Annotated in this window: 26 protein-coding genes and 1 pseudogene; 5 read left to right on the top strand and 22 right to left on the bottom strand. The window is 60.4% G+C overall.

What is annotated here, in order from left to right:
* Positions 1-23 precede the first annotated feature (23 nt).
* From lpdA to ACQY1J_RS11135, 11 genes and pseudogenes are all read right to left on the bottom strand, one after another.
* On the bottom strand, positions 24-1,487 hold the full coding sequence (gene lpdA, locus ACQY1J_RS11185) for a dihydrolipoyl dehydrogenase (protein WP_430251463.1): 1,464 nt from the start codon (positions 1,485-1,487) through the stop codon (positions 24-26).
* 77 nt (positions 1,488-1,564) lie between these two features.
* A complete protein-coding gene (locus ACQY1J_RS11180; protein WP_430251914.1) occupies positions 1,565-2,203 on the bottom strand; it encodes an SGNH/GDSL hydrolase family protein in 639 nt (212 codons plus the stop codon).
* Positions 2,204-2,304: 101 nt separating this feature from the next.
* Entirely contained in the window at positions 2,305-2,493 is a 189-nt protein-coding gene (locus ACQY1J_RS11175; protein ID WP_430251462.1) for a hypothetical protein, read from the bottom strand.
* A 124-nt stretch (positions 2,494-2,617) separates the two neighbouring features.
* Positions 2,618-4,015 carry a pyruvate dehydrogenase complex dihydrolipoamide acetyltransferase gene (locus ACQY1J_RS11170; RefSeq protein WP_430251461.1) on the bottom strand — a complete coding sequence of 466 codons (1,398 nt, stop codon included), beginning with the start codon at positions 4,013-4,015 and terminating at the stop codon, positions 2,618-2,620.
* Between the two features lies 1 nt (position 4,016).
* A complete protein-coding gene (locus ACQY1J_RS11165) occupies positions 4,017-4,310 on the bottom strand; it encodes a hypothetical protein (protein WP_092660695.1) in 294 nt (97 codons plus the stop codon).
* 10 nt (positions 4,311-4,320) lie between these two features.
* Positions 4,321-5,760: a pyruvate dehydrogenase complex E1 component subunit beta gene (locus tag ACQY1J_RS11160; RefSeq protein WP_430251460.1), complete on the bottom strand. Its 1,440-nt coding sequence runs from the start codon at positions 5,758-5,760 to the stop codon at positions 4,321-4,323.
* 19 nt (positions 5,761-5,779) lie between these two features.
* Positions 5,780-6,838 carry a pyruvate dehydrogenase (acetyl-transferring) E1 component subunit alpha gene (pdhA, locus tag ACQY1J_RS11155; RefSeq protein ID WP_062456352.1) on the bottom strand — a complete coding sequence of 353 codons (1,059 nt, stop codon included), beginning with the start codon at positions 6,836-6,838 and terminating at the stop codon, positions 5,780-5,782.
* A gap of 183 nt (positions 6,839-7,021) precedes the next feature.
* Positions 7,022-7,339 carry an FtsB family cell division protein gene (locus ACQY1J_RS11150; protein ID WP_062581006.1) on the bottom strand — a complete coding sequence of 106 codons (318 nt, stop codon included), beginning with the start codon at positions 7,337-7,339 and terminating at the stop codon, positions 7,022-7,024.
* Positions 7,340-7,534: 195 nt separating this feature from the next.
* Complete coding sequence (gene ilvC / locus ACQY1J_RS11145; RefSeq protein WP_062456348.1) at positions 7,535-8,554, bottom strand: ketol-acid reductoisomerase; 1,020 nt, start codon at positions 8,552-8,554, stop codon at positions 7,535-7,537.
* A 39-nt stretch (positions 8,555-8,593) separates the two neighbouring features.
* Entirely contained in the window at positions 8,594-9,244 is a 651-nt protein-coding gene (locus ACQY1J_RS11140; RefSeq protein ID WP_062581008.1) for a TetR/AcrR family transcriptional regulator, read from the bottom strand.
* 175 nt (positions 9,245-9,419) lie between these two features.
* Positions 9,420-10,326: pseudogene (locus tag ACQY1J_RS11135) on the bottom strand (AraC family transcriptional regulator N-terminal domain-containing protein).
* Positions 10,327-10,515: 189 nt separating this feature from the next.
* Here ACQY1J_RS11135 and ACQY1J_RS11130 point away from each other — a divergent pair.
* Entirely contained in the window at positions 10,516-11,565 is a 1,050-nt protein-coding gene (locus ACQY1J_RS11130) for an NAD(P)-dependent alcohol dehydrogenase (RefSeq protein WP_430251459.1), read from the top strand.
* Between the two features lie 51 nt (positions 11,566-11,616).
* Here ACQY1J_RS11130 and ACQY1J_RS11125 read toward each other — a convergent pair whose 3' ends face one another.
* Positions 11,617-12,024, bottom strand: coding sequence for a winged helix-turn-helix transcriptional regulator (locus ACQY1J_RS11125; protein ID WP_430251458.1), 408 nt, complete (start codon positions 12,022-12,024; stop codon positions 11,617-11,619).
* A 117-nt stretch (positions 12,025-12,141) separates the two neighbouring features.
* Here ACQY1J_RS11125 and ACQY1J_RS11120 point away from each other — a divergent pair, with 117 nt between their 5' ends.
* Together ACQY1J_RS11120 and ACQY1J_RS11115 are read left to right on the top strand one after the other, a co-directional pair.
* Complete coding sequence (locus ACQY1J_RS11120) at positions 12,142-13,035, top strand: SDR family oxidoreductase (RefSeq protein WP_430251457.1); 894 nt, start codon at positions 12,142-12,144, stop codon at positions 13,033-13,035.
* 85 nt (positions 13,036-13,120) lie between these two features.
* A complete protein-coding gene (locus ACQY1J_RS11115) occupies positions 13,121-14,065 on the top strand; it encodes a bifunctional helix-turn-helix transcriptional regulator/GNAT family N-acetyltransferase (RefSeq protein ID WP_430251456.1) in 945 nt (314 codons plus the stop codon).
* Positions 14,066-14,118: 53 nt separating this feature from the next.
* Here ACQY1J_RS11115 and ACQY1J_RS11110 read toward each other — a convergent pair whose 3' ends face one another.
* Positions 14,119-15,384: an NAD(P)/FAD-dependent oxidoreductase gene (locus tag ACQY1J_RS11110; protein ID WP_430251455.1), complete on the bottom strand. Its 1,266-nt coding sequence runs from the start codon at positions 15,382-15,384 to the stop codon at positions 14,119-14,121.
* Between the two features lie 277 nt (positions 15,385-15,661).
* Positions 15,662-16,414, bottom strand: a complete 753-nt coding sequence (locus ACQY1J_RS11105) for a pyridoxine 5'-phosphate synthase (protein WP_430251454.1) — start codon at positions 16,412-16,414, stop codon at positions 15,662-15,664.
* Positions 16,415-16,754: 340 nt separating this feature from the next.
* Here ACQY1J_RS11105 and ACQY1J_RS11100 point away from each other — a divergent pair, with 340 nt between their 5' ends.
* On the top strand, positions 16,755-17,471 hold the full coding sequence (locus ACQY1J_RS11100) for a MerR family transcriptional regulator (RefSeq protein WP_430251453.1): 717 nt from the start codon (positions 16,755-16,757) through the stop codon (positions 17,469-17,471).
* 6 nt (positions 17,472-17,477) lie between these two features.
* Here the strand turns inward: ACQY1J_RS11100 and ACQY1J_RS11095 are convergent, their stop codons facing one another.
* The 6 genes from ACQY1J_RS11095 to nthA all read right to left on the bottom strand — a co-directional run bounded on the left by ACQY1J_RS11095 (position 17,478) and on the right by nthA (position 21,023).
* Positions 17,478-18,602 (bottom strand): ATP-dependent DNA helicase, encoded by a 1,125-nt coding sequence (locus ACQY1J_RS11095; protein WP_092660677.1) that lies wholly within the window; start codon positions 18,600-18,602, stop codon positions 17,478-17,480.
* Between the two features lie 84 nt (positions 18,603-18,686).
* Positions 18,687-19,118, bottom strand: a complete 432-nt coding sequence (locus tag ACQY1J_RS11090; protein ID WP_430251452.1) for a type II toxin-antitoxin system HicB family antitoxin — start codon at positions 19,116-19,118, stop codon at positions 18,687-18,689.
* Between the two features lie 3 nt (positions 19,119-19,121).
* On the bottom strand, positions 19,122-19,310 hold the full coding sequence (locus ACQY1J_RS11085; RefSeq protein ID WP_430251451.1) for a type II toxin-antitoxin system HicA family toxin: 189 nt from the start codon (positions 19,308-19,310) through the stop codon (positions 19,122-19,124).
* A gap of 45 nt (positions 19,311-19,355) precedes the next feature.
* Positions 19,356-19,745, bottom strand: a complete 390-nt coding sequence (locus ACQY1J_RS11080) for a nitrile hydratase accessory protein (RefSeq protein ID WP_430251450.1) — start codon at positions 19,743-19,745, stop codon at positions 19,356-19,358.
* Positions 19,732-20,391, bottom strand: coding sequence for a nitrile hydratase subunit beta (gene nthB, locus ACQY1J_RS11075; protein ID WP_430251449.1), 660 nt, complete (start codon positions 20,389-20,391; stop codon positions 19,732-19,734). The genes ACQY1J_RS11080 and nthB overlap by 14 nt, the downstream gene beginning before the upstream one ends.
* Positions 20,388-21,023, bottom strand: coding sequence for a nitrile hydratase subunit alpha (nthA, locus tag ACQY1J_RS11070; RefSeq protein WP_430251448.1), 636 nt, complete (start codon positions 21,021-21,023; stop codon positions 20,388-20,390). The genes nthB and nthA overlap by 4 nt, the downstream gene beginning before the upstream one ends.
* A gap of 196 nt (positions 21,024-21,219) precedes the next feature.
* Between nthA and ACQY1J_RS11065 the strand changes: the two genes are divergently transcribed.
* On the top strand, positions 21,220-22,062 hold the full coding sequence (locus ACQY1J_RS11065) for an aldo/keto reductase (protein WP_430251447.1): 843 nt from the start codon (positions 21,220-21,222) through the stop codon (positions 22,060-22,062).
* On the opposite strand, the gene ACQY1J_RS11060 is transcribed toward ACQY1J_RS11065, so the two are convergent.
* A complete protein-coding gene (locus ACQY1J_RS11060) occupies positions 22,059-23,069 on the bottom strand; it encodes a capsular biosynthesis protein (protein WP_430251446.1) in 1,011 nt (336 codons plus the stop codon). The genes ACQY1J_RS11065 and ACQY1J_RS11060 overlap by 4 nt on opposite strands.
* Before the next feature lie 30 nt (positions 23,070-23,099).
* Entirely contained in the window at positions 23,100-23,672 is a 573-nt protein-coding gene (gene ilvN / locus ACQY1J_RS11055; protein ID WP_062456299.1) for an acetolactate synthase small subunit, read from the bottom strand.
* Positions 23,673-23,719: the final 47 nt, after the last annotated feature.

Genomic DNA, 23,719 nt, shown 5'->3' with positions numbered 1-23,719 from the left:
CCATATGCAATCCGGGCTGAGACCTAAGCGTTCAGGACGCGGCCATAGGCATCGAGAACGCTTTCCTTCATCGATTCCGAAATCGTCGGATGCGGGAAGATGGTGTGCATCAGGTCTTCTTCCGTCGTCTCGAGGTTCATGGCGACGACGAAGCCCTGGATCAGTTCGGTCACTTCCGCCCCGACCATATGCGCACCGATAAGTTCGCCGGTCTTCTTGTCGAAGATCGTCTTGACCATGCCCTGGTCCTCGCCGAGCGCAACGGCCTTGCCGTTCGCCGCAAATGAGAAGCGGCCGACGCGGATCTCGCGGCCCTGCTCCTTGGCTTTCGCTTCGGTCAGACCAACCGAGGCGACCTGCGGGTTGCAATAGGTGCAGCCCGGGATCTTGCTCTTGTCCATGGCGTGGACGTTCGGCAGACCGGCGATCTTCTCGATGCAGACGACGGCTTCATGCTCGGCCTTGTGCGCCAGCAGCGGACCGCCTGCGACATCGCCGATCGCATAGATACCCTCGACATTGGTCTTGCCGTAACCGTCGATGACGATGAAGCCGCGGTCGGTCTTCACGCCGACAGCCTCAAGGCCGATATTCTCGATATTGGCCTGCACACCGACAGCCGAGATCATCCGGTCTGCGGTAATCTTCTCCGACGTGCCGTCCTTCTTCTCGATCGTGGCCGTGATCGAGTTTGCACCCTTCTCGACCTTCGCGACCTTGGCTTCGAGATGGATCTTGATGCCCTGCTTGTCGAACTGCTTCTTGGCGAAGGCCGAAATCTCGGCATCCTCGACCGGCATGACCTGGCTCATGATCTCCACCACGGTCACGTCGACTCCCATCGTGCGATAGAAGGACGCGAACTCGATGCCGATCGCGCCAGATCCCATGACGAGCAGCGACTTCGGCAACTCCTCAGGCTTCATCGCTTCGAAGTAGGTCCAGATCAGCTTGCCATCCGGCTCGATGCCCGGCAGCGCACGCGGACGGGCGCCGGTGGCGACGATGACGTGCTTGGCGTTGTATGTGCCCTCGCCCAGCGTGTTCTTGGGAACCGGACCCTGCGGCTGCACGATCTCCTTGGTGATCTTGCCGACGACGATCTCGGCCATCTGCGAACCGGATGCCGGCTTGGTGACCTTGGCTTCACCCCAGATGATATCGATCTTGTTCTTCTTGAACAGGAAGCCGACGCCGCTGTTCATGCGGTTGGCAATGCCGCGCGAACGCGCAACGACCGCCTTGACGTCGGGCGTGATCGTGCCTTCCAGCGTCAGGCCGTAATCCTTGGCATGCTGGGCTGTATGCAGCACGTCGGCGGTCCGAAGCAGCGCCTTGGTCGGGATGCAGCCCCAGTTGGAGCAGATGCCGGCAAGATGTTCGCGCTCTACGACGGCAACCTTCATGCCCAGCTGGGATGCACGGATCGCGGCGATATAACCGCCCGGACCGGCGCCGATAACGATGAGATCGTAGGACTGAGCCATTGTTTCCTGCCTTTGTCTTTTAAAGTCTGTGTCTGCGGCGACCATCCATACGCGGCCTGCCGATGTGAATTCTTGGGTCAGATGCCGAGCATCATCCGGACGATCGGCTCAAGCCCGCGACCGATGGCGCGGGTGTCTTCCGCCGTCAGGTGCACACCATCGAGCGGGCTGGTCTTTGCGACCGATCCTGCATCGAAGAAGCCGCACCCGAGCTCGTCGGCGAGATCGCGGTAAAGCGAGGCCAGCATCGACGACTGTTCGATCCCACCTTGGAACATCGCCGAAAAGATCGGATCCCCGGTCTCGCAAAGCGGCGGCGGCGAAACGATCAGCACGTCAGGTGCATCATAGTCGAACGACCATTCGTGATGTCGGATCAGCGCGACCAGCCGCTGGATCCCGGCCCGCGCCGCATGTGCCGTCCCGGCGATGACAGGCTTCATGTCGTTGGTGCCAAGCATGATCACGACCAGATCAAGCGGCATGTGGGTATGCAGGACGGTCGGGAAATTCTTGACGCCGTTGCGATCGCAATCGGCGAGATGGTCGTCGTAGCCGGTAGTGCGCCCGTTCAGGCCCTCGGCAATCACCGTGACCTCGTCTCCGAGTGCCGCGCCGAGCACGCTCGTCCAGCGATCCTCGAACGCGTGACGACCGGGACCAACGGGGTCATACCCCCAGGTGAGACTGTCGCCGAAGCAGAGAACGGTTTTCATAGTGTCCATACGCCCAGTCATTCCCTGCCGACCTGTCTCTGTCGAGGTCAGGTCCCTTTCATCAGCGTCTCGACCTTGCTTTCAAGCTCGGATATCCGCTCCTAGAAATCACCGGTCATGAACTTCGAGAGCATTGTATCCGCGGTCAGCGCATTGCGAATACTCTTCTGGCCGATCTCAAGCTTGTGCAATTGCTGTTTTACGGCACCGAGTTCACCGCGTATTTCATGCATTTCGCCGCGTATTTCACGCAGCATGGGCATGATCATATCTACCGGTTCATTCGCCATCGACGTGCTCCTGAGCGGACCGTATTCCGCTCCATCAAATATGGTGGAGCAGCTTACAAATGTCACGCATCAAGCGCATTCGCGGATGGGAACGGCCGCGATATAGGCCGCGGCCGAGAGTTTTTTAAACCAGCATGCCCATCGGGCTTTCGATGTAGCGCTTGAAGGCCGAGGCAAGCTCTGCGCCGAGCGCGCCGTCGATGACGCGGTGGTCGAAGGCGAAGGTTGCCGTCATCACCGTGCCGACTTCGAGCTTGCCGCCACGAACGACCGGCTTTTCGACACCGGCGCCAATGGAAACGATCGAGGCCTGCGGCAGGTTGATGATCGACGTGAAGTTGGACACGCCGAACATGCCGAGGTTGGACACCGACGTGGTGCCACCCTGGTATTCTTCCGGCTTCAGCTTCTTGTCGCGGGCCCGCTTGGCAAGATCCTTGACCTCGTTGGAGATGACCGACAGCGTCTTCGTCTCGGCCTTGCGGACGATCGGAGTGATCAGACCATCCGGGATCGATACGGCGACACCAACATCCGCATGCTTGTGCAGGACGCGGGCAGAAGACGTCCAGGACGCGTTCGCCATTGGAACATCCCGCAGGGCCAGCGCCATCGCCTTGATGATGAAGTCGTTGACGGAAAGCTTGAATGCCGGAACCTCGCCCTTCTCCGTCTTCTTCACCGGTGCGGACGCATTGATCTCGGCGCGCAGCTTCAGCATCGCATCGAGTTCGCAGTCCATCGAAACGAAATACGACGGAACCGTCTGGGTCAACTCGGTCAGGCGCGAGGCGATCGTCTTGCGCATGCCGTCATGCGGCAGAAGCTCGTAGGAGCCTTCCGCAAACAGCTTCATGATGTTGTCGTCCGACGGACCCTTTGCCATCGGCGCAGCTGCAGCCGGAGCGGCACCGGCGGTTGCCGGCGTCGTCGCGGACGGAGCAGACTTTGCACCGCCGGAAGCGGCTGCCTTCTCTATATCGGCCTTGACGACACGGCCATGTGGGCCGGTGCCGGTAACGCCGGTGAGATCGAGACCGGCTTCCTTGGCCATACGACGGGCGAGCGGCGACGAAAACACACGCTTGCCGTCTTCTGCCTTCGGAGCAGGCGTCGACGGTGCCGGAGCGGCATCCGTCAGCGGCTTGTCGGAACTGGCTTCGGACTTCGGCGCTTCGGACGCCTTCTCCGCAGGAGCTGCTTCAGCCTTCGGAGCATCTGCCTTCGGGGCTTCAGCCTTCGGAGCCTCGCCGCCGGAAGCGGCAGCCGAAACATCTTCGCCGTCGACCGCAAGGATGGCGATCAGGGCGTTGACCTTGACGCCTTCGGTGCCGGCCGGAACCACCAGCTTGGCGACGACGCCTTCATCGACGGCTTCGACTTCCATCGTCGCCTTGTCGGTCTCGATTTCGGCGATCACGTCGCCGGACTTGACCGTATCGCCTTCCTTGACCAGCCATTTCGCGAGGTTGCCCTCTTCCATGGTCGGCGACAGGGCAGGCATGGTGATGTTGATAGGCATGTTAATCCTCCGCCCACACAAGTTCAAACTGGGCAAGTTCGTCAGGATGTTCCGTCAGCCGGGCGACGTCTTCAGGCGTCACTTCGATGTAACCGGCAACGTCTTCAAGCCAGCCGTCTACGGCACCAATCACGCCAATCTCTTCGCGCGGGACACCGACGATCACCTCGGTGTCTTCAGTCTTGACCAAGGCCCAGAACACAATTCTTTCAAAGACCGGGTTGTTCTTGGTGCCGATTACTCGGAACCAAGAACCGGAAACCGGCAGAATCTGCTTCACAGAAGATTTCGGCATGACCGGTCCCTTACTTGTAGCAGACGGTCTTCACCGCCTGAACGACTTCACCGACATTCGGCAGCGCCAGCTTTTCAAGGTTGGCGGCGTAAGGCATGGGCACGTCCTTGCCGGCGATCGTCAGGATCGGCGCATCGAGATAGTCGAAGGCCTGCTGCATCACGCGGGTGGCAATTTCGGTACCAACCGACGACTGCGGATAGCCTTCCTCGACGGTCACAAGACGACCGGTCTTCTTCACCAATTCGATCACGGTCGGCAGGTCCATCGGACGGATGGTGCGAAGATCGATCAGTTCGACATCGATGCCGTCCTTCTCGAGTTCGGCAACCGCCTTCGTGGCATAGGCCATGCCGATGCCGAAGGACACGACCGTCACGTCCTTGCCGGTCTTGTGGATACGCGCCTTGCCGATCGGCAGGACGAAATCGTCCAGCTTCGGCACTTCGAACTGCTGCCCGTAGAGGATCTCGTTTTCCAGGAAGATGACCGGGTTCGGATCGCGGATCGCAGCCTTCAGAAGACCCTTCGCATCGGCAGCCGTATAGGGCATGACGACCTTGAGGCCCGGGATCTGGCTGTACCAAGCGGCATAGTCCTGGCTGTGCTGTGCGCCAACGCGGGCAGCGGCGCCGTTCGGACCACGGAACACGATCGGCGCACCCATCTGGCCGCCGGACATGTAGAGCGTCTTGGCAGCCGAGTTGATGATGTGGTCGATCGCCTGCATGGCGAAGTTGAACGTCATGAACTCGACGATCGGCTTCAGGCCCGCCATGGCAGCGCCGACGCCGACGCCGGCAAAGCCGTGTTCGGTGATCGGCGTATCGACAACGCGACGCGCGCCGAATTCCTGCAGCAGGCCTTGCGTGATCTTGTAGGCGCCCTGGTATTCGGCGACTTCCTCACCCATCACGAACACATCGCCATCGCGACGCATTTCTTCGGCCATGGCATCGCGAAGCGCTTCGCGAACCGTGGTCATCACCATTTCGGTGCCAGCTGGAATGTCCGGATCGGCAGCAATGTCGATCTTCGGCTGGGCCGGTACCTTGGCGTCAGCAGGTGTCTCGTCCTTGGCTTCGCGGGCCTTGCCGCCGGCCGCATCGGAGGTCGCAGCCGGAGTGTCGGCATCGGCCTTCGGAGCGTCTGCCTGGGGCGCACTTTCCTGTGCAGGCTTGTCAGCCTTCATGTCGTCGGCGGTTTCGCCTTCGGCAAGCAGGATTGCGATCTTGGTATTGACCTTGACGTTTTCGGTGCCGGCCTCGATCAGCAGCTTGCCGATCACGCCTTCATCGACAGCTTCCACTTCCATGGTCGCCTTGTCGGTCTCGATTTCGGCGATCACGTCGCCGGAGGTGACCTTGTCACCCTCTTTTTTCAGCCACTTGCTGAGCGTGCCTTCTTCCATCGTGGGAGAAAGCGCGGGCATCAGGATATCGATTGGCATTGAGGTTCCCTCCCCGCGATCAGAGCAGAATGTCGGTGTAGAGCTCGGATACATCCGGCTCCGGATCGTTCTGGGCAAAATCTGCAGAATCCGAGACCACGTCACGGATATCCTTGTCGATCGCCTTCAGTTCGTCCTCGGTCGCCCAGCCACCGTCGAGGATGCGCAGACGCACCTGTTCGATCGGATCCTGCTCGGAGCGCATCTTCTGCACTTCTTCCTTGGAGCGATACTTGGCCGGGTCGGACATCGAGTGACCACGGTAGCGGTAGGTCAGCATTTCGAGAATGATCGGACCCTTGCCGGAACGGCAGTGCGCGAGCGCCTCGTCGCCGGCGGCCTTAACGGCGCGAACATCCATACCATCCACCTGGATGCCGGGAATGCCGAAGCCGGAGCCACGCAACGAATAGTTCGACTGCGCCGTCGCGCGGGCGGTCGATGTGCCCATCGCATAACGGTTGTTCTCGACGATGTAGACGATCGGGAGCTTCCAGAGAGCAGCCATGTTGAAGCTCTCGTACACCTGGCCCTGGTTGGCAGCGCCATCGCCGAAATAGGCGACCGATACGCTGTCATTGCCGCGATAGGCATTGGCGAAGGCAAGACCGGTGCCGAGAGACACCTGTGCGCCGACGATGCCGTGGCCGCCGTAGAACTGCTTTTCCTTGGAGAACATGTGCATCGAGCCGCCCTTCCCCTTGGAATAGCCGCCGCGACGCCCCGTCAGTTCCGCCATCACACCACGGGCACTCATGCCGGTTGCCAGCATATGGCCGTGGTCACGATAGGCGGTAATGACCTGATCGCCCTCTTTCTGCGCCATCTGCATGCCGACGACGACAGCTTCCTGGCCGATATAGAGGTGACAGAAACCACCGATGAAACCCATGCCGTAAAGCTGGCCGGCCTTTTCCTCGAAGCGGCGGATGAGCAGCATTTCGCGATACGCGTGCAGCTCGTCATCCTTGCCGAAGTCCGACATATTCTTGCCGGTAAAATCCTTTGAAACGTTCTGGGTTGCAGACTTTGCCGCCGTTTTGCGGCCGGACGTAGACGCGGTTTTAGCTTGCGCCATCGATCCCTCCCTGTGTGCTGCTCTTTATAAAGGGGACATCATGTCAAAATGACGCACCCTGGTTTCGGAGCGTAACATAGGGAAGAAAGCACGGACCAGCAATGCCATAATTGCATGGCTCACATCCAAATTAAATCACTGATATCGTTGCTGAATTGTGAAATTAACTGGAATGCGGTTAATTTAGAAGTAGTTGTTGAAGATGACGATCTCGTCGCGCTTGGAGACGTTGAGCTGATAACGGGCGATCTCGTCGAGCATGTCTTTCTCGAGCGAACCGTCGCTCATCAGCTGGACCTGACGCTCCAGCGCCTTGCGACCGTCGGTCAGCCTTGTAAGCTCGGCAACGCGCTCGATCCGCCGCTTCTCGAATTTCTCCGTCGCGATCAGCCCGAGTTCGCCATGCACGGAATGATATCCGAAATAGGAAACGAAAGCGATCGTGATTGCCGGCAGGACGAAACGGCCGAATTTTCTCTTCTTGTGATGCTTGGTCCACATGCTCACGAGACGCCCACCCAATACGCTGAACTGGATCAGGATCGATCCGAACTGCGGGAAAGAATTGCAGAACTTGCTTAAGCAAAGGTTGACCGGGAGCCCCGAATGGCGATCTCCCCGCTCGACCGCCTCCGGAAATGCGAAAGGCCGGAGCTTTTGGGCTCCGGCCTTCCTCTTGATCGCTGTCGAATTCGCTTAGTTGACGGCCTTGTCGACCAGCTTGTTCTTGCCGATCCATGGCATCATGGCGCGAAGCTTGGTGCCGACTTCCTCGATCTGGTGCTTGTCGTTCATGCGGCGGATGCCCTTGAAGCGAGCGCCACCGGCACGATATTCCTGCATCCAGTCGGACGTGAACTTGCCGGTCTGGATATCGGTCAGAACCCGCTTCATCTCGGCCTTTGTCTCGGCGGTAATGATGCGCGGACCGGTGACGTATTCGCCCCACTCGGCCGTGTTGGAGATCGAGTAGTTCATGTTGGCGATACCGCCTTCATAGATCAGGTCGACGATCAGCTTCACTTCGTGCAGGCATTCGAAATAGGCCATCTCAGGCGCATAACCGCCTTCGACCAGCGTTTCGAAACCGGCGCGGATGAGTTCGACGAGACCGCCGCAGAGAACGGCCTGTTCGCCGAACAGATCGGTTTCGCACTCTTCCTTGAACGTGGTCTCGATAATGCCGGACCGGCCGCCGCCAACGCCACAAGCGTAGGAGAGAGCGATCTCAAGCGCATTGCCGGACGCGTTCTGGTCGATGGCAACGAGGCAAGGAACGCCGCCGCCCTTCTGATATTCGCCGCGAACCGTATGGCCTGGGCCCTTTGGTGCGATCATGACGACGTCGACGGAAGCCTTCGGCTCGATCAGGCCGAAATGGACGTTGAGACCGTGGGCGAAAGCAATCGCAGCGCCGTCGCGAATGTTGCCGGCGATGTCGGCCTTGTAGATGTCTGCCTGCAGCTCGTCGGGAGCCGCCATCATCATCAGATCTGCCCAGGCGGCAGCTTCGGCAACGGTCATGACCTTAAAGCCATCTGCTTCGGCCTTCTTGACGGTCGGCGAATCGGCACGCAGGGCGATGACGACATTGCTGGCACCACTGTCCTTCAGGTTCAGCGCGTGGGCGCGACCCTGCGAACCGTAACCGATGATGGCAACCTTCTTGGACTTGATGAGATTGAGATCAGCATCCCGATCGTAATAAACGCGCATCATATGTTCCTTCCCTATGAACGTAACTGTTGTTGATGATTAGCGGGCCGCGGAGGTGCGTGACACCTCCAGCGGCTGTTTCTCGGTGCGATACAGCGACAGAAAGGCATCGATGGCTCTTTCCGCCTGGCGTGCAGTATCCTTCAACCCGGGTTCGCCGAGCAGCATGCGGACATGCAGGTCGGAGACGATCAGGCCGTAAAGCGTATGATAGGCGGCATCCGCGTTGTCGAACCGCAGGAGCCCTACCCGTTTGCCCGCATCGATCAGCGCCATTGCGCGACGGTCGATCTGGCGGCGGCCATGCTCGACCAGCAGCTTGCCGAGCTTGGATCCGTTCGGTCCGGCACCCGGTCCCGACTGGCCGATCGCCAGCCGGTTGAGCGCCAGCGACACATCGCCGGATAAAACCTCCAGCAGATCGCGTGCAAAAAGTTCGAGATGATCCCGCAGAAGCTCGGCACTCAACCGCTCGCCGGACCGCTCGAACGTGCGGACCTTGGCGGCCTGATGGGCGATCATCGCCGCCAGCAGGCCTTCGCGGTCACCGAACCACTTGTAGAGGCTTTCCTTCGAGCAGCTTGCAGCGCGTGCAAGCCCGGATGTGGTGAGTGCTTTCTCACCGCCTTCGACGAGCAGACGCAGCGCCTGCTCCAGAACCTCGTTCTGGCGCGGCGAAAAGTCGGGCATGTCTGCGGTTTCGGTTCTCACGGCTCACCTCTGAAGTACCGTACGGTACGGTTCTGCCGGTATAAATGATTTCACATGTCCGTCAAGTGCTTCTGGCGGGTCCTGTGAATAAGATGCGGAAGGAACTGGCTTTGCAAAGCAAGAGAGAAGTCGCGCTCACCCGCCTCAACCGCGATCAGCCGGCAGACGGCTCACGCACTGCGCTGATGTCACGGCTCGGCGACATGCCGTAGAGACGGCCATATTCGCGGCTGAACTGGGACGGGCTCTGGTAACCGACGCGGTGGCCGGCATTGCCTGCATCCAGCCCGTCGACCAGCATCAACCGGCGCGCCTCATGAAGGCGGAGATGCTTCTGGAACTGGACAGGCGTGAGAGCCGTCACGGCCTTAAAGTGATGGTGGAACGAGGACGGGCTCATTCCCACATGATCCGACAGATCCTCGATCTTGAGCGGACGATGGAAATTTGATCGCAACCAGCTGACGGCGCGTGCGATTCTGGAACTCTGCGTTTCCGACATGGCCATATGGACAAGCCTTGGCCCATCGGGCGAGGTCAGCAGGCGGTAGAAGATCTCCTGTTCGATAAGCGGCACCATCGCAGCGATATCGGATGGCGTATCAAGCAACCGCACCAGTCTGGTTGTCGCATCGATCAGATCAGGCGACGCATGGTTGACCGTCAGCCCGCGGTATCCCTCGCTTGCCAGAGAGTTCTGGCTGGAAGTTGATACGGTCGAACAATTCGTGCAGCCGCTCCATCTTCAGATCGAGGCAGAGGCAGTAGTAGGGAATATCGCCGCTGGCCTCCACCACCCAGGACGCGACGGGCAGATCGAGTGATGTCAGAAGATACTGACCAACGCCGTAGCGATACGTCTCACGGCCAAGCGTCAGGCTCTTGGAGCCCTGTAGGACCAGCGTGTAACTGGGAGAATAGGCCGTATGAAGCGGCGCTGTTGGAGCCGAACATCGGTGCAGCCGCAACCCTTCGATCGCAGTCGTGCCGTCATTGCCTTCGACCGCATGCCGGGCAGCGAGTGCCGTCAGTTCCTGATAAGGCATGAAGGAAATTGTCATGAAGTCTCACCACCGTCGCGCGTTCGGGCACTGACATGGCAAATCCATATCAGGCACAAGACAGAGGTAGTATCCGAAAACGGAATTTGTAGGATCGTGCAAGAAGCTTGCAGGATCGATCTAACGCTTATGACGACGGATCGGCATAGTCCGGCAGTTGATTTCAACTGAAAATGAATGGAGTTTTCCATGGCTATTGCACGAGGCTATGCCGCGACCGACGCCACCAAGCCGCTCACACCGTTTACCTTCGAGCGCCGCGAGCCGAACGAAGATGACGTGGTGATCGATATCAAATTCGCCGGCATCTGCCATTCCGACATCCATACCGTCCGCAACGAGTGGAAGAACGCCGTCTATCCGATCGTTCCCGGTCACGAGATTGCCGGCATCGTCACCGCTGTCGGTTCGGCCGTCACCAAATTCAAGGTCGGCGACCGCGTCGGCGTCGGCTGCTTCGTCGATAGCTGCGTCGGCTGCGCAGCGCGCGATGTCGACAACGAGCAGTACATGCCGGGCCTTGTCCAGACCTATAACGACGTGGATACGCTGAACGGCAATGCGGCCACCCAGGGCGGCTATTCCGATCACATCGTCGTCAAGGAAGGCTATGTCCTGTCCATCCCGGACAATCTTCCGCTCGACGCTGCCGCTCCGCTGCTGTGCGCCGGTATCACGCTCTATTCGCCGCTCCACCACTGGCAGGCTGGCCCTGGCAAGAAGGTCGCGATCGTCGGCATGGGCGGTCTCGGCCATATGGGCGTCAAGATCGGTTCCGCCATGGGCGCTGACATCACCGTCCTCTCGCAGGGCCTGTCCAAGAGGGAAGATGGCCTGAAGCTCGGTGCCAAGGAATATTACGCGACGAGCGACGCGGAAACCTTCACCAAGCTTGCCGGCACCTTCGATCTGATCATCTGCACGGCCGGCGTGGCGATCGACTGGAACGCCTATCTCGGCCTGCTCAAGGTGAACGGCTCGATGGTCATAGTCGGCGCACCGGAGCATGCGATCCCGGTTCATGCCTTCTCGCTGATCCCGGGCCGCAAGAGCCTGTCGGGTTCGATGATCGGCTCGATCAAGGAAACCCAGGACATGCTGGATTTCTGCGGCAAGCACGACATCGTTTCGGAAATCGAGATGGTCAAGATCCAGGACGTCAACGAAGCCTATGAGCGCGTGCTGAAGAGCGACGTGCGCTACCGCTTCGTCATCGACATGGCGTCGCTCGACGCCTGATCCGTGTGACATAGTGGAATGACAAGGGCGGTCTTCGGGCCGCCCTTTGTTTTAGCGGAGATCGCCCTCGTCGAACTTCGACCGCGCCGCCCTGACATGAGCGTGGTTGCTTTCTGCCCACGCAAGCACTGCCGAGAGTGGTTCAAACAGCGAGTAGCCTAGCGGCGTCATCCGGTATTCGACGCTTGGCGGCTTGGTCGGAAACACCTGCCGATCGATGTAACCGTCGCGCTGCAGATCCCGCAGCGTCTGCGTCAGCATCCGCTGGGAAATATCGGGCACAAGCCGCCGCAGCTCGCCGAACCGGTACGGCTTTTCTGCGAGCGCCTGCAAAAGCAGTGTCGACCATTTTCCGGCAATCTGGTTCATCACGTCCCGGACCGGACAGTTTCCGGCATCCCACGTGGACGTGTCGCAGGACTGCACGTCCGGCATCGGCTTTCGTGCGGTGACGGCCATTGAGGTAGTTCCCTTTTGGTAACGATCTCCCCCAAAACTGCCTCCTTTACAGGGCACCGTCAATTCCTATTCTAGTGCTGGTCTCTTTTTGAGACTTAATCATATAGGAAACGCAGGATGACCAAACTTCTCGTCACCGGTGCCACCGGTCAGCTCGGCCGTGCCGTTCTTCATCACCTCCTGGAGACATCGAAGGTTTCCGCCGGCGACATCGTTGCCGCCAGCCGCGATCCATCCAAACTGTCGGAGCTTTCCGCCAAGGGCATCGAAACCCGCAAGGCGGACTTCACCGACGAGGCCGGCCTAGCAGAAGCCTTCGCCGGCATCGATCGCGTGCTGATCATCTCGACCGACGACCTGGCAACGCCGGGCGGCCGCCTCAAGCAGCACAAGACCGCCGTTGCCGCCGCTGAAAAGGCCGGCGTCAAGCACATCCTCTACACATCTATGCCGAACCCGGACAGATCGCTGGTGAGCTTCGCGCCGGATCATCTCGGCACCGAGGAGGCCATCAAGGCGACGGGGCTGTCCTACACGATCCTGCGCAACGCCTGGTACGGCGACAATTATCTGATGTCGATGCCGCATAACCTCGCGACCGGCACCTGGTACACGGCCATGGGCGACGGCAAGCTTTCCAACATCTCGCGCGATGACTGCGCCCGCGCCGCCGCAGCAGCGCTCGCCAATCCAGCGGCCGGCAACAGGACGGTGACATTGACGGGCTCGGAAAGCCTCGGCGCGGACGAGATCGCAGCACTGGTTTCGAAGGTCACAGGCAAGCCGCTTGCGGTCGTCAAGGTCACCGAGGAGCAACTTGCCGGCGGAATGACCAATGCCGGGCTGCCCGAGTTTCTGGTGAAGATGCTTGTCTCAGCCGATGCCAATATCAAGGCGGGCAATTTCGACATCGTCACCGACGATTTCGAGACGCTGACGGGCCGCAAGCCCCAGACGCTTGCGTCCTATTTCGACAGCCGCAAGGCCGACCTCACCGGCGCCACCGCATAAGATAACGAACGACTTCGTTCCGGTATTTAGTTGACTCAGTCAATTAAATACCGGAACATCTACCCTCCTGAATGGGAGGATCATCATGTCTGGAGCAGAGACCTTCGAGGCAATCCGCGCCTTCAACCGCTTCTACACCAACAAGCTCGGCGTGCTGTCGAAGGGGTACCTCGATACCGACCACACGCTGACGGAAGCGCGTATCCTCTACGAGATCGGCGCGAGCCAAAGAATTTCGGCCACCGAGCTCAACCGTGAACTCGGGCTCGATCCTGCCTATCTCAGCCGCATCCTGAAGAAATTCCGCGAAGCAGGCTTTCTCGAGAGCGAACCCGACCCGTTGGACCGGCGCAGCCAGATCCTGACGATTACCGCGCCGGGGAAAGCGGAATACGAAATGCTAGGCACGCGATCGAGAGCGCAGATCGCCCGCGAGCTTTCCGGCGTCAGCGACGGTGATCGAGACAGATTGGTCACCGCGATGGCTACCATCCACGGCATGCTGGCAACCACAGAGCGCTCCACGGCACCGGTCGTGATCCGTGAACACCGAACCGGCGACATGGGCTGGCTGATTGAGGCGCAGGCGGTTGCCTATACGCGGGAATACGGGTGGAACGACCGGTTCGAAGGTCTCGTTGCCGAGGTGGCGGGACGGTTCATCCAGAACTTCAATCCGGACAGGGAGCGGTGCTGGATTGCCGAAAGAGACGGACAGCGCATAGGCTCGGTTCTGGTCGCTGACGCTGGCGAAAACATCGCCAAGCTGCGCGTCCTTTATGTCGATCCCGCAGGCCGTGGCCTCGGCCTTGGCAGGACCCTTGTCGAGCAAGCAATCGCCTTCGCGAAGGCGGCAGGCTATGCCAAGCTGTCGCTGTCGACCAATGACGTGCTGAAGGCTGCCCTTCACATCTACGAGGCCACCGGCTTCACGCTTGTCGCCGAGGAGAGACATGCGATGTTCGGCCCGGAATGCATCGGCCAGACCTGGGAACTCGATCTGACGGACGTTCCACGCGCCGATGTCTGAGATCGTGCTTGGATCCCTGGATCACGCCCGAGGATCCATACCCTGCCAGACGATCAGGACTCGTCCTTCAGCGTTTCCTTCTGGGTGATCAGCCGCGCGCTATGCTGGCCGGACAGATAAATCCACAGCCAGCTCCAGGCAACGGCGGCGCGTGATCTCGTGCCGATCAGGAAGTAGATATGGGCAAGCCCCCAGATCCACCAGGCAAGTCCACCCGTCAGCTTGAACTTGCCGAAATCGATCACTGCCGCACGTTTGCCGATCGTCGCGAGACTGCCCTGGTGACGGTAGTGGAACGCCGCCGGCGCAGGCTTGCCGGCGAGCCGGGTCTTGATGACACTCGAGACGTACTCACCCTGCTGCTTGGCGGCCGGCGCGATGCCGGGCACCGGCTTGCCGTCGTCCTGCGAGACCAGCGCGGTATCGCCGATGACAAAGATCTCGGGCTGCTCGGGGACTGACAGATCCGGACCGACGACGGCGCGCCCTGCCCGGTCCGCCGACGCGCCGATCCAGCGCGCTGCGGGCGATGCCTGAACACCGGCTGCCCAGATCACCGTCTTGCAGGGAATGAACGCGTCGCCAACGGTGACGCCTTCCTCGGTGATCGCGGTGACGGGCTTGCCGGTATGAACCTCGACGCCGAGCTTTTCGAGCGCCGTCTTCGTGTAAGCCGAAAGATCCTCGGTGAAAGCCGGCAGCACGCGTGGACCTGCCTCGATCAGCATCACCCGTGTGCGGGTCGTGTCGATCTTGCGGAATTCCTTCGGCAGCACCTTGTTCGCGAGTTCCGCGATCATGCCGGCCATTTCCACGCCTGTTGGACCGGCGCCGATGATCGCGAATGTCAGCTCGGAATCCAGCTCCGACGTCTTTTCCGCCATCTCTGCCCGCTCGAATGCGAGCAGGATGCGGCGGCGCAATGTCGTCGCATCCTCCAACGTCTTCAGGCCGGGCGCGACACTTTCCCATTCGTCGCGGCCGAAATAGGCGTGGCGTGCGCCGGTTGCAAGAACCAGCGTATCATAGGGCACCGTACGGCCGGACGCGAGCTTCACCGTCTTCGCACCCTTGTCGATTCCGAGAACCTCATCGAGCACCGTCGTGACATCGCGCCGATCGCGGAACAGCCTGCGGATCGGCCATGCGATTTCCGACGTGGCGAGCACCGTCGTCGCGACCTGATAGAGGAGCGGCTGGAACAGATGATGGTTGCGACGATCGATGAGCGTGATGTCGGCATCGGCACCTTTCAGCCCATGCACCGTTTGCAATCCCCCGAAACCTCCCCCGACGACGACAACTCTATGCTTGCTCACGATGGATGCTTCCCCGAATGACGAATGACAATGAAATGCTGCAGCGCAATATGATGCAGGTCTTAATCAAGTTCTCAGTCAACGGAACTGCGGCACTTTGTCCATCTGCCTTTTGTGCAAGGCAGGGAGCCGCCTGATGCAAGGCATTCAGGCGCTCGATAGCGCCGCGTGGGGTCAGCATCCGACCCGTCGCCTTCACGCGGTGACAAGCCTGCCGTGACGGTACCAGACGCTGACAGCCTCATGGTCGAAGAGAGAACCGCGGCTGCGGGTTCAGTTAGATCGTCTGACCGCAGGCGCGGCAGAAACGACGCACCGTCTCGGCCATTCCGTATTCCAGCGCATCGGCCGTCAGCCCGTGGCCGATCGAGACTTCGGCAAGCGCCGGAATGCGCTTCACCAGCGCGGGGAGATTGTCGACCGTCAGGTCGTGCCCGGCATTGACGCCAAGGCCGTGCGCCAATGCAGCATCCGCAGTCCTTCCCAACAGCTCGAGAAATTCGATGCCGCGTTCCGGATTGTCGAAACAGCCGCCATAGGGACCGGTGTAAAGTTCGATCCGGTCGGCGCCGGTCGCCTTGGCAAGCGCCACCGCTTCGACATCACCGTCACCATCGGCAAACAGCGAAACCCGCATGCCGCCCTTTTTCAAGCGCGCCACAATCGGCTTCAACATTTCGCCTGTTGCACGGAAATCGAAACCGTGGTCGGACGTCGCCTGGGCCGGATCGTCAGGCACCAATGTCACCTGCTCCGGCTGGATGCGTTCGCACAGCGCCAGGAAATCCTCGCTCGGATAGCCTTCGATGTTGAATTCTGCGTTCGGGAATTCGTCGTCGATCAGGGCTCGGAGAACCGGCAGGTCGGAAAAGCGGATGTGGCGCTGGTCGGGACGCGGATGAACCGTCAGTCCGGATGCCCCGGCCTGCAACGCAATCCGCCCCAAAGCTTCAACGCTCGGCCACGGAAGATCGCGGCGATTGCGGAGCATGGCGACAGCATTGAGATTGACGGAGAGCGTAGTGGTCATGGCAGCGTCCGAAGCGAGAAATGTCAGCCTGCTTTTAGGACATGCGCAGCGTGTTGACCACCGTTTGGGAACATTACGTAGAAAATAGATCTTTCCGATACGTAAGCATATTATAATCTACAAAAATCCGGAGTAGTAATCGTTAAAACTTTACGTACGGTGTCTTCATGCAGAATTCGCCAAGTCGGCAAGATGCGGCACATGAGGCCGGCGAGGCGAATTCTGCTGTCACGATCAATCGGGTCCGCATTCCTTTTACCGAAGATCATCCGCTCATCATGACGCATAAAGCGGCCTGTGGATGCAATCGAGCAGGACCAGCTAGCGACCGAAGGATCCGATGCGAAGCGACCTGTTTGATGCAACGAGCCAGACTTCCCAGCCCTCCTGCCTGTTGTCGCCGGAATTCCTGGCGATCAGATTTTTCCCGCAAATCCAGTTGCCGTTCGAGCTGCCGGATCAGCCTGTGCCGATTGCCGACGTGGCGGACCTGTTCGGCGTAACGCACCGGACACTGCATTTCTACGAGGAAAAAGGGCTGCTGGTCGCAGGCCGTGCAACGGGACGCGGAACGGCCCCGATGCGGGTTTACGCATCAGATCAGATCCGTCGCATGGCAGTTATCACGGCCTGCCGCGAGGTCGGCATCGGCATCGTGATGATCCAGGACCTCCTGTCGGAGCTGGCAGGAGCTGCCAGCCAGGCCAAGGCCGACGACATCTTCAGTACCGCACTTCAACAACGCAAACGGGAGATGACCGCAGAGATCTCCCAGATCCGGCGGCAGATGCAGCAGATCGAGACCCTGGTGTCGCAGGAGACCGACGACCGTGCCGAGACCAGCCGGCGTGCAGCCTGTCCGCCGCTTGCCGATATCGAACGCCGATGCCTGTCGTTGATGAGCGATGGATATTCCGCATCAAGGATAGCCCGCGAGCTTGAGATTGATCTCGACGAAATGCGCCGAATCGAGATCGCGCTGATCGACAAGTTCGAGGCGAGCAACCGTTTTCAGGCAATCGCCAAGGCACTGGTGGCCGGTGTCGTCCTCAACTGAACCGCTCTAGCGGACGATCGTCAGCGTTTCGGCAGCGCGGGTGATAGCCGTGTAGAGCCAGCGCTCCCGCGTATCGCGAAAGGCAAAACTCTCGTCGAACAGAACGACGTTCTGCCACTGTGAACCCTGCGCCTTGTGGACGGTCAGCGCATAGCCGTAATCGAACTCGTCATAGCGTTTGCGTGTCGACCACGGAATTTCCTCGTCGCTCTCGAACGCGGTCTTCAGCAGCTTGATCTTGGCTGCACCGCGATCCATGTCGTCGTCTTCCGGGCGGATCATCAGGTTGATACCGGGCTTGACGGTTTCTCGCGACGAACTCATCACCTGCCACAGAGACCCGTTCAAAAGGCCCTTGACCTGATCGTTGCGAAGGCAGACCAGCTTGTCGCCGGACTGAGGATAATCGGCGGTAAAGCCCTTCAACTCGCGAAGACGCTGGTTATACCGCTTGCGGGTCCGGTTTGTTCCGACCAGAACCTGATCGGCCTCCATCACCAGTTCCTGCGTCACCTCGCTGCGGGAAATGACCTTCGCTTTGCCGTAGTCGCCACGCATAATCTCCTTGCCTTCACGCACGGTCATGGCGAGCTGGATGATCGGGTTGTCCTGTGCCTGGCGATGGATATCGGTCAGCAGATAATCCGGTTCCTGTTCGGTAAAGAACCCGCCGCCTGTGACCGGCGGCAGCTGGCCGGGATCACCCAGAACCAGAACAGGCGTACCGAAGCTCAAGAGGTCACGGCCGAGCTGCTCGTCCACCATCGAGCATTCGTCGATGACGATCAGTGCGGCCTTGGTGAGTGGGCTCTGGCGGTTGATCGAGAACATCGGCGACACGGAGGTCTTGCCGGTTTCCTCGTTTTCAACCTCTTCCTCGCCACGGGGGCGATAGATCAGCGAGTGAATAGTCTTGGCATTGCGCGCGCCGCGCGACCGCAGCACCTGCGCCGCCTTGCCGGTAAACGCGGCAAACAGCACGTCGCCATCCACATGCTCGGCGAAATGCTTGGCGAGCGTCGTTTTGCCGGTGCCCGCATACCCGAACAAACGGAAAACCTGGCTACGGCCTTCCTTCAGCCATTTCGAAACGGCCTTCAAGGCCTCGTCTTGTTGCGGCGCAAATTGCATGGCCGCGACTTGGCAGGATTCTGCCTGCCAGCGCAACTGAAAAGAACGAAAGATGAATGGAAGCCGGGGATGAAGGAAGCTGGTTCAGACGGCCAGCGCTCGCTTCCGGCCATTGCTCGACTCGGCGGACTCCATCTCATGCTTGGCCGCACGGGCCAGAAAACCGGATCGGGTAAATCCATTCGCCTCGGCGAAAGCGTCGATCGACGCGAGCATGTCTTCGGGAAGCGTGATGTTGATGCGAACGGCCTTTTTGCCTTCGGTCTTGAGAGAAACAAGGATGGCAACACCATCCCTGTTGTCCTGGTTTTCCATCACGGCATCAAGTGACGCCGGTTCCGGAATAGCGTCGCCATCTTCCAGCAATCCTTCGACATGCAGCGCCAGCGCTTCCTCAGCCATCCGCCGCGCCTCATCCAGATCCCGACCAGCGGTAACGACGCCGGGGAAATCCGGGAAGGAAACGCCGAAATCGCTGTCGGCATCCTTATGAATCAGTGCGATATAATTGCGCATGGCTTACCTCAAATTTAGTCCGGCTTGCTTCTCGATGCTCTTAAGCGTTCCGACTGGAATATCTCGCTTCGGGTGAGGAACAGTTACCCGACCAAGCTTCCTTGGATGCTTGAACTGGACATAACTGCCCTTCCTGGCGACCTCGTACCAGCCATCAGCCTTCAACGCGGAGATGATGTCGCCACTCTTCATGGCCTATCTATACACACTTAATGTGTATTTTCAAGGTGCCTGTTGTCAACTCTGTCGGTGCGGATCGTTCCTCAGCTCGATCGGCATGCCATGCGGCGTGGCTTCCGCCGCGCGCTGCCAACTCTGCTGCAGGCCAAGGATCGTCGCTTCGTCGGCGACCTGTTTTTCTGCGAGAAGGTCGCAGAGCGCTGCAACCCAGCAGTCGAAATAGTCGCTTCCATCATCTGCCCTGCCGGGCTGATGGACCTGGCCCGAGAGCGCTTGCGCCCATTCCGGCCACGTAAACACGCCGCGCTCGTGCAGATGCACGGTCATCGCGAAGGCTTCGGCCGCCCAGGGCTCGGGAAATACCGGATCACCCTCCGGTGACACCGGCAAGCCCGGCGATTGCACGATGTCCGGTTTGATATCGCATCGGTGTTCAGAGGCGCTCAAGATAGCTCTCCCAGGCGTCGATGGAAACCGTCAGCGTCGGATCGGCGCCCTCGCCCCAGATTTCAGCCGCATCGAAAACGACGGTATAGACCCATTGCGGGTTTTCGCCCTTGCCATGGGCATTGTCATCCGGGAACACGAAAGCGCCCTGCACCGCCTCGACCACGCCGGTCTTGGCGCGTGCGTAACGCGGCAATCGCGTGTGGGTCTCCGGGTTGAAGTTTTTCGTGCGGACACGATCGCCCGCGGCAAAGGCAGGCCTTGTCTCCAAAGGCCGGTCGCACGGACCTCCTTTGGAAAGCACGCCCGCTACCATCTCGGCTTTCAAGATGCGTTTGGGCACCGCCGGCTCAACCTGTTTTGTACCCGAGGCGATTTCCGCGCCGGTCGCAAAACCATGTCGTTCCAGAAGCACTTCCAGTGCCCGGGTCCAGATCTCGTAATAGCTGGCCGAGAGATAGCTCGCCGGCGGGATATTCTCGCGCGCATGCCGGCTTTCATCGATAGTCCACGCACCGAATGCTCCGCAGGACAGCGTCAGGCCCAGCGCGCGGCGCTCCCAGTCCGCATGGAAATAGGGTTCGCTGCTTTGAGGCGCCACCGGGCCGAAACCCATCTGGCCGCCAAGGTCGTGCGGGCCGTTCATGACGGCACCCCTGCGATCGCGGTACCGATCATCGCGTCACGGCTGACCAGTGCGGCAAGCGCTTGCTCGTCCAGCCCGTCCGTCCCGTCAGGTCGTTCAGGAATGACGAGGTAGCGCAGTTCCGCCGTCGAATCCCAGACGCGGATCTTCGTCTCCTGGGGAAGAGCCAAGCCGAATTCGGCCAGCACGCCGCGCGGATCGATCACCGCACGGGAGCGATAGGCCGGCGCCTTGTACCAGGTCGGCGGCAGGCCAAGCACGGCCCACGGGTAACAGGAGCAGAGCGTGCAGACGATGAGGTTATGGGTATCCACGGTGTTGAACACGGCGCGCATATGCTCGCCCTGACGACCGGCATAGCCGAGGCTGGCGATCGCCGCCGTGGCATCTGCCTTCAGCCAGTCCGCAAACACCGGATCGCTCCATGCTTTCGCTACCACGCGGGCGCCGTTCTTCGGCCCGATCTTCGTCTCGTAGGTCTCGACGATTGCATCGACCGCTTTCGGATCAATCAGGCCTTTTTCGACCAGCACCGTCTCAAGCGCCCTCACCCGCGCCTGCATGTCGGTGTAGCGGTTGTCGTGCCCGTGGTCATGAGAGTGGCCCTGGTGGTGTTCGTGGTCGTCGTGCATGGCCGGACCTCATGATCGCTGCGGGATACCTTGGCCAACGTCCGCATCAAGGAGATGCAAACGTTGTCGTCGTCGGTTCAGCGTATGCGCCTTCAACATCCCCGGCAAGCCTCTGCCGCCACCGGACGAACCGGAGGCTTGGCATCACGGCAGAGCGCCTTATCTGACATCAGATCACTCATCAGCGAGGTCGAAGATGCCCGATATTCCAACCGTCACCCTGCCCTCGGGCATCTCGGTTCCAGCCCTTGGCCTCGGAACGTGGAAGATGGGCGAGGCCCCGAACGACGCGAAGGCCGAGATCGAAAGTCTGCGCCGCGGGCTCGACCTTGGCATGACACTGATCGACACGGCGGAAATGTATGGAGAAGGCGCTTCGGAAGAGCTCACAGGAAAAGCCATCGACGGCCGACGCGACGAGGTGTTTCTGGTCAGCAAGGTCTATCCCTGGAATGCCAACCGCCGCGGTGTGATCGAGGCCTGCGAGGCCAGTCTCGAACGCCTGAAAACGGATCGGCTCGACCTCTACCTCCTGCACTGGCGCGGCGAGCATCCGCTCGAAGAAACCGTCGCCGGGTTCGAGGCTCTGCGCCGCGACGGCAAGATCGGCGCCTGGGGTGTCTCCAATTTCGACATCGCCGACATGGAGGAACTGATGGAGGTGCCGGATGGACGCAACTGCGCGACCAACCAGGTTCTCTACAATCTGTCGCGCCGCGGCATCGAATACGATCTCTTGCCCTGGTGCCAGGAGCACGAGATTCCGGTCATGGCCTATTCCCCGATCGAACAGGGTCGGATCCTGCGCAATGCGGAACTGATCCGCATCGCCAAAGCCTACCAGGCAACGCCGGCACAGGTGGCGCTCGCTTTCCTGCTGGAGCGGGATAAGGTGATCGCGATTCCAAAATCCTCGACGGCGTCGCGCGTCGAGGAAAATGCCGGTGCTGCGGACCTTGAGATCAGCGACGAGGACTGGGAAGCGCTCGACGCCGCCTTCCCGCCGCCGGAACGCAAGCAGCCGCTGGAAATGCTCTAGTCGAGGTCTAGCTGACGACGCTCGGCGACGAGCGTCTCGATCGCGGTAAACACGTCGATTTCGGCAAAGCTCTTCGTGTCGCGATAGACCGGGTAGAGGCCGAAGGCTGCCGCTGCCAGCTGATCGATGGTGGGACGGGCGGTCCGACGAGACAGAGTGGCCTGCGCGCCCCCACCGAGGTGATCTTCGGTCAGGTCCCAGCCCGCATAGAACGGACCGGCATAACACCGCACCGGCTTTTCGCGCAGGAGCGCGTCCAGCCCGAACTGGCTGGAGACCGTCCAGACTTCATCCACCACATCGAGAATGGAGGCAACCGAGACTGCATCCGACAGGAGAATCACGCCGGACGCTTTCGCTGCCAGTTCGGTCAGATAGCCCTTGCGGAAGCCGGCCATCACATCCGGATGGGTGCGCACCACGCATTGAGCACCGCTCGCGATCGCATCCTTGAGCATACGCAAAAAGCTGTCCGGCGAGCCGCCCGCCATCGGCACCGAAACATCGCCGAACACCTGGTCAACCAGAAGGATGCGCTTTCGCCGCGATCTCTCGAGTTTCAGCTCCCGATGCGGCAGGTTGTTGTATTTCGACAGCTTTTCAGACACCAGCGCAGTGCGGATATCACTGCCCAGAGATGCAGCATCCCAATCGTCGGCAGATGCCGCGATCACCTTTTCCAGGCGCGAGGGAACGGCGGCCCTCACCGGCATGCCGAGATCGTCGATCTGGATCGAAATCGGCAGCGCGTTCTGCTTGCCGAGGCCCACCGAGCGTAAAAACCCGTCTTCCAGATACCAGCTCGGCAGCCCACGCAGCGCGGCAATCAACTTCGCCGCCTTTGCCGGAGCGCGACCGCCCCACAGAACGATCCCACCGATCCCCGGCCGAAGCGTAGGCTCAAGCGCCTCTACGCCGAAGTAATGCCGCAAAAAGGGCTGCGACTGCCGGACATAGAAGGTCGCACCGATGCGCATTCCAGGTTTCGGCAGCCAGTCCTTTTGCAATGGAATATCCCCGGCGCCACGGCCCGACACTTACATGCCCTGCGAGCCGCGGTTCATCGCGGCGATGCCCGTGCGGCAGATCTCGATCAGGCCGAGAGGTCTGATGACCGCCACGAACTGATCGATCTTCGACGACTTGCCGGTGATTTCGAAGATGAAGTGCTCGATCGTCGCGTCCACGACCTTCGCCTGGAACGCGTCGGCGAGACGCAAGGCCTCGGCCCGCTGGTCGCCGTGGCCGACGACCTTGAGCAATGCCACTTCCCGTTCGATGGGCCGGTCCTGGCCGAGATCGCGCGCTCGGACCGTCAGGTCGAGAACCCGGTGGACAGGCACGATGCGCTCGAGCTGCGCTTTGATCTGCTCGAGCACGGTCGGCGTTCCGTTGGTGACGATCGTGATGCGCGATAGGTGCGCTTCATGCTCGGTCTCCGAAACCGTCAGGCTTTCGATATTGTAGCCGCGGCCGGAGAAAAGCCCGATGACGCGGGCAAGAACCCCCGGCTCGTTGCTGACGAGAACCGAAAGCGTGTGGCTCTCGACCTTGGCCGTTTCCGGCTGGAAGAAGTAGGCAGAACCGGTCGGCTGCTGATGTGCATTCATGGTCTCAGGTCCGTTTCCTCAGAGATAGGTTCAGGACGCCAGCCCTC

Source organism: Neorhizobium sp. DAR64860/K0K1 (assembly GCF_050500205.1).
GTDB classification, from domain to species: domain Bacteria; phylum Pseudomonadota; class Alphaproteobacteria; order Rhizobiales; family Rhizobiaceae; genus Neorhizobium; species Neorhizobium soli.
The sequence above is the reverse complement of the archived record's forward strand: the minus strand, read 5'-3'. Positions and strand labels throughout refer to the sequence as shown.

Coding starts and splice junctions, on each gene's coding strand:
- ACQY1J_RS11165 (WP_092660695.1), bottom strand. CDS start 4,310: ATGCCGAAATCTTCTGTGAAGCAGATTCTGCCGGTTTCCGGTTCTTGG.
- ACQY1J_RS11160 (WP_430251460.1), bottom strand. CDS start 5,760: ATGCCAATCGATATCCTGATGCCCGCGCTTTCTCCCACGATGGAAGAA.
- pdhA (WP_062456352.1), bottom strand. CDS start 6,838: ATGGCGCAAGCTAAAACCGCGTCTACGTCCGGCCGCAAAACGGCGGCA.
- ACQY1J_RS11130 (WP_430251459.1), top strand. CDS start 10,516: ATGGCTATTGCACGAGGCTATGCCGCGACCGACGCCACCAAGCCGCTC.
- ilvC (WP_062456348.1), bottom strand. CDS start 8,554: ATGCGCGTTTATTACGATCGGGATGCTGATCTCAATCTCATCAAGTCC.
- ACQY1J_RS11180 (WP_430251914.1), bottom strand. CDS start 2,203: ATGAAAACCGTTCTCTGCTTCGGCGACAGTCTCACCTGGGGGTATGAC.
- ACQY1J_RS11120 (WP_430251457.1), top strand. CDS start 12,142: ATGACCAAACTTCTCGTCACCGGTGCCACCGGTCAGCTCGGCCGTGCC.
- ACQY1J_RS11100 (WP_430251453.1), top strand. CDS start 16,755: ATGCGAAGCGACCTGTTTGATGCAACGAGCCAGACTTCCCAGCCCTCC.
- ilvN (WP_062456299.1), bottom strand. CDS start 23,672: ATGAATGCACATCAGCAGCCGACCGGTTCTGCCTACTTCTTCCAGCCG.
- ACQY1J_RS11115 (WP_430251456.1), top strand. CDS start 13,121: ATGTCTGGAGCAGAGACCTTCGAGGCAATCCGCGCCTTCAACCGCTTC.
- ACQY1J_RS11175 (WP_430251462.1), bottom strand. CDS start 2,493: ATGGCGAATGAACCGGTAGATATGATCATGCCCATGCTGCGTGAAATA.
- nthB (WP_430251449.1), bottom strand. CDS start 20,391: ATGAACGGCCCGCACGACCTTGGCGGCCAGATGGGTTTCGGCCCGGTG.
- ACQY1J_RS11065 (WP_430251447.1), top strand. CDS start 21,220: ATGCCCGATATTCCAACCGTCACCCTGCCCTCGGGCATCTCGGTTCCA.
- ACQY1J_RS11170 (WP_430251461.1), bottom strand. CDS start 4,015: ATGCCTATCAACATCACCATGCCTGCCCTGTCGCCGACCATGGAAGAG.
- ACQY1J_RS11150 (WP_062581006.1), bottom strand. CDS start 7,339: ATGTGGACCAAGCATCACAAGAAGAGAAAATTCGGCCGTTTCGTCCTG.
- nthA (WP_430251448.1), bottom strand. CDS start 21,023: ATGCACGACGACCACGAACACCACCAGGGCCACTCTCATGACCACGGG.
- ACQY1J_RS11125 (WP_430251458.1), bottom strand. CDS start 12,024: ATGGCCGTCACCGCACGAAAGCCGATGCCGGACGTGCAGTCCTGCGAC.
- ACQY1J_RS11090 (WP_430251452.1), bottom strand. CDS start 19,118: ATGCGCAATTATATCGCACTGATTCATAAGGATGCCGACAGCGATTTC.
- ACQY1J_RS11095 (WP_092660677.1), bottom strand. CDS start 18,602: ATGCAATTTGCGCCGCAACAAGACGAGGCCTTGAAGGCCGTTTCGAAA.
- ACQY1J_RS11085 (WP_430251451.1), bottom strand. CDS start 19,310: ATGAAGAGTGGCGACATCATCTCCGCGTTGAAGGCTGATGGCTGGTAC.
- lpdA (WP_430251463.1), bottom strand. CDS start 1,487: ATGGCTCAGTCCTACGATCTCATCGTTATCGGCGCCGGTCCGGGCGGT.
- ACQY1J_RS11105 (WP_430251454.1), bottom strand. CDS start 16,414: ATGACCACTACGCTCTCCGTCAATCTCAATGCTGTCGCCATGCTCCGC.
- ACQY1J_RS11140 (WP_062581008.1), bottom strand. CDS start 9,244: ATGCCCGACTTTTCGCCGCGCCAGAACGAGGTTCTGGAGCAGGCGCTG.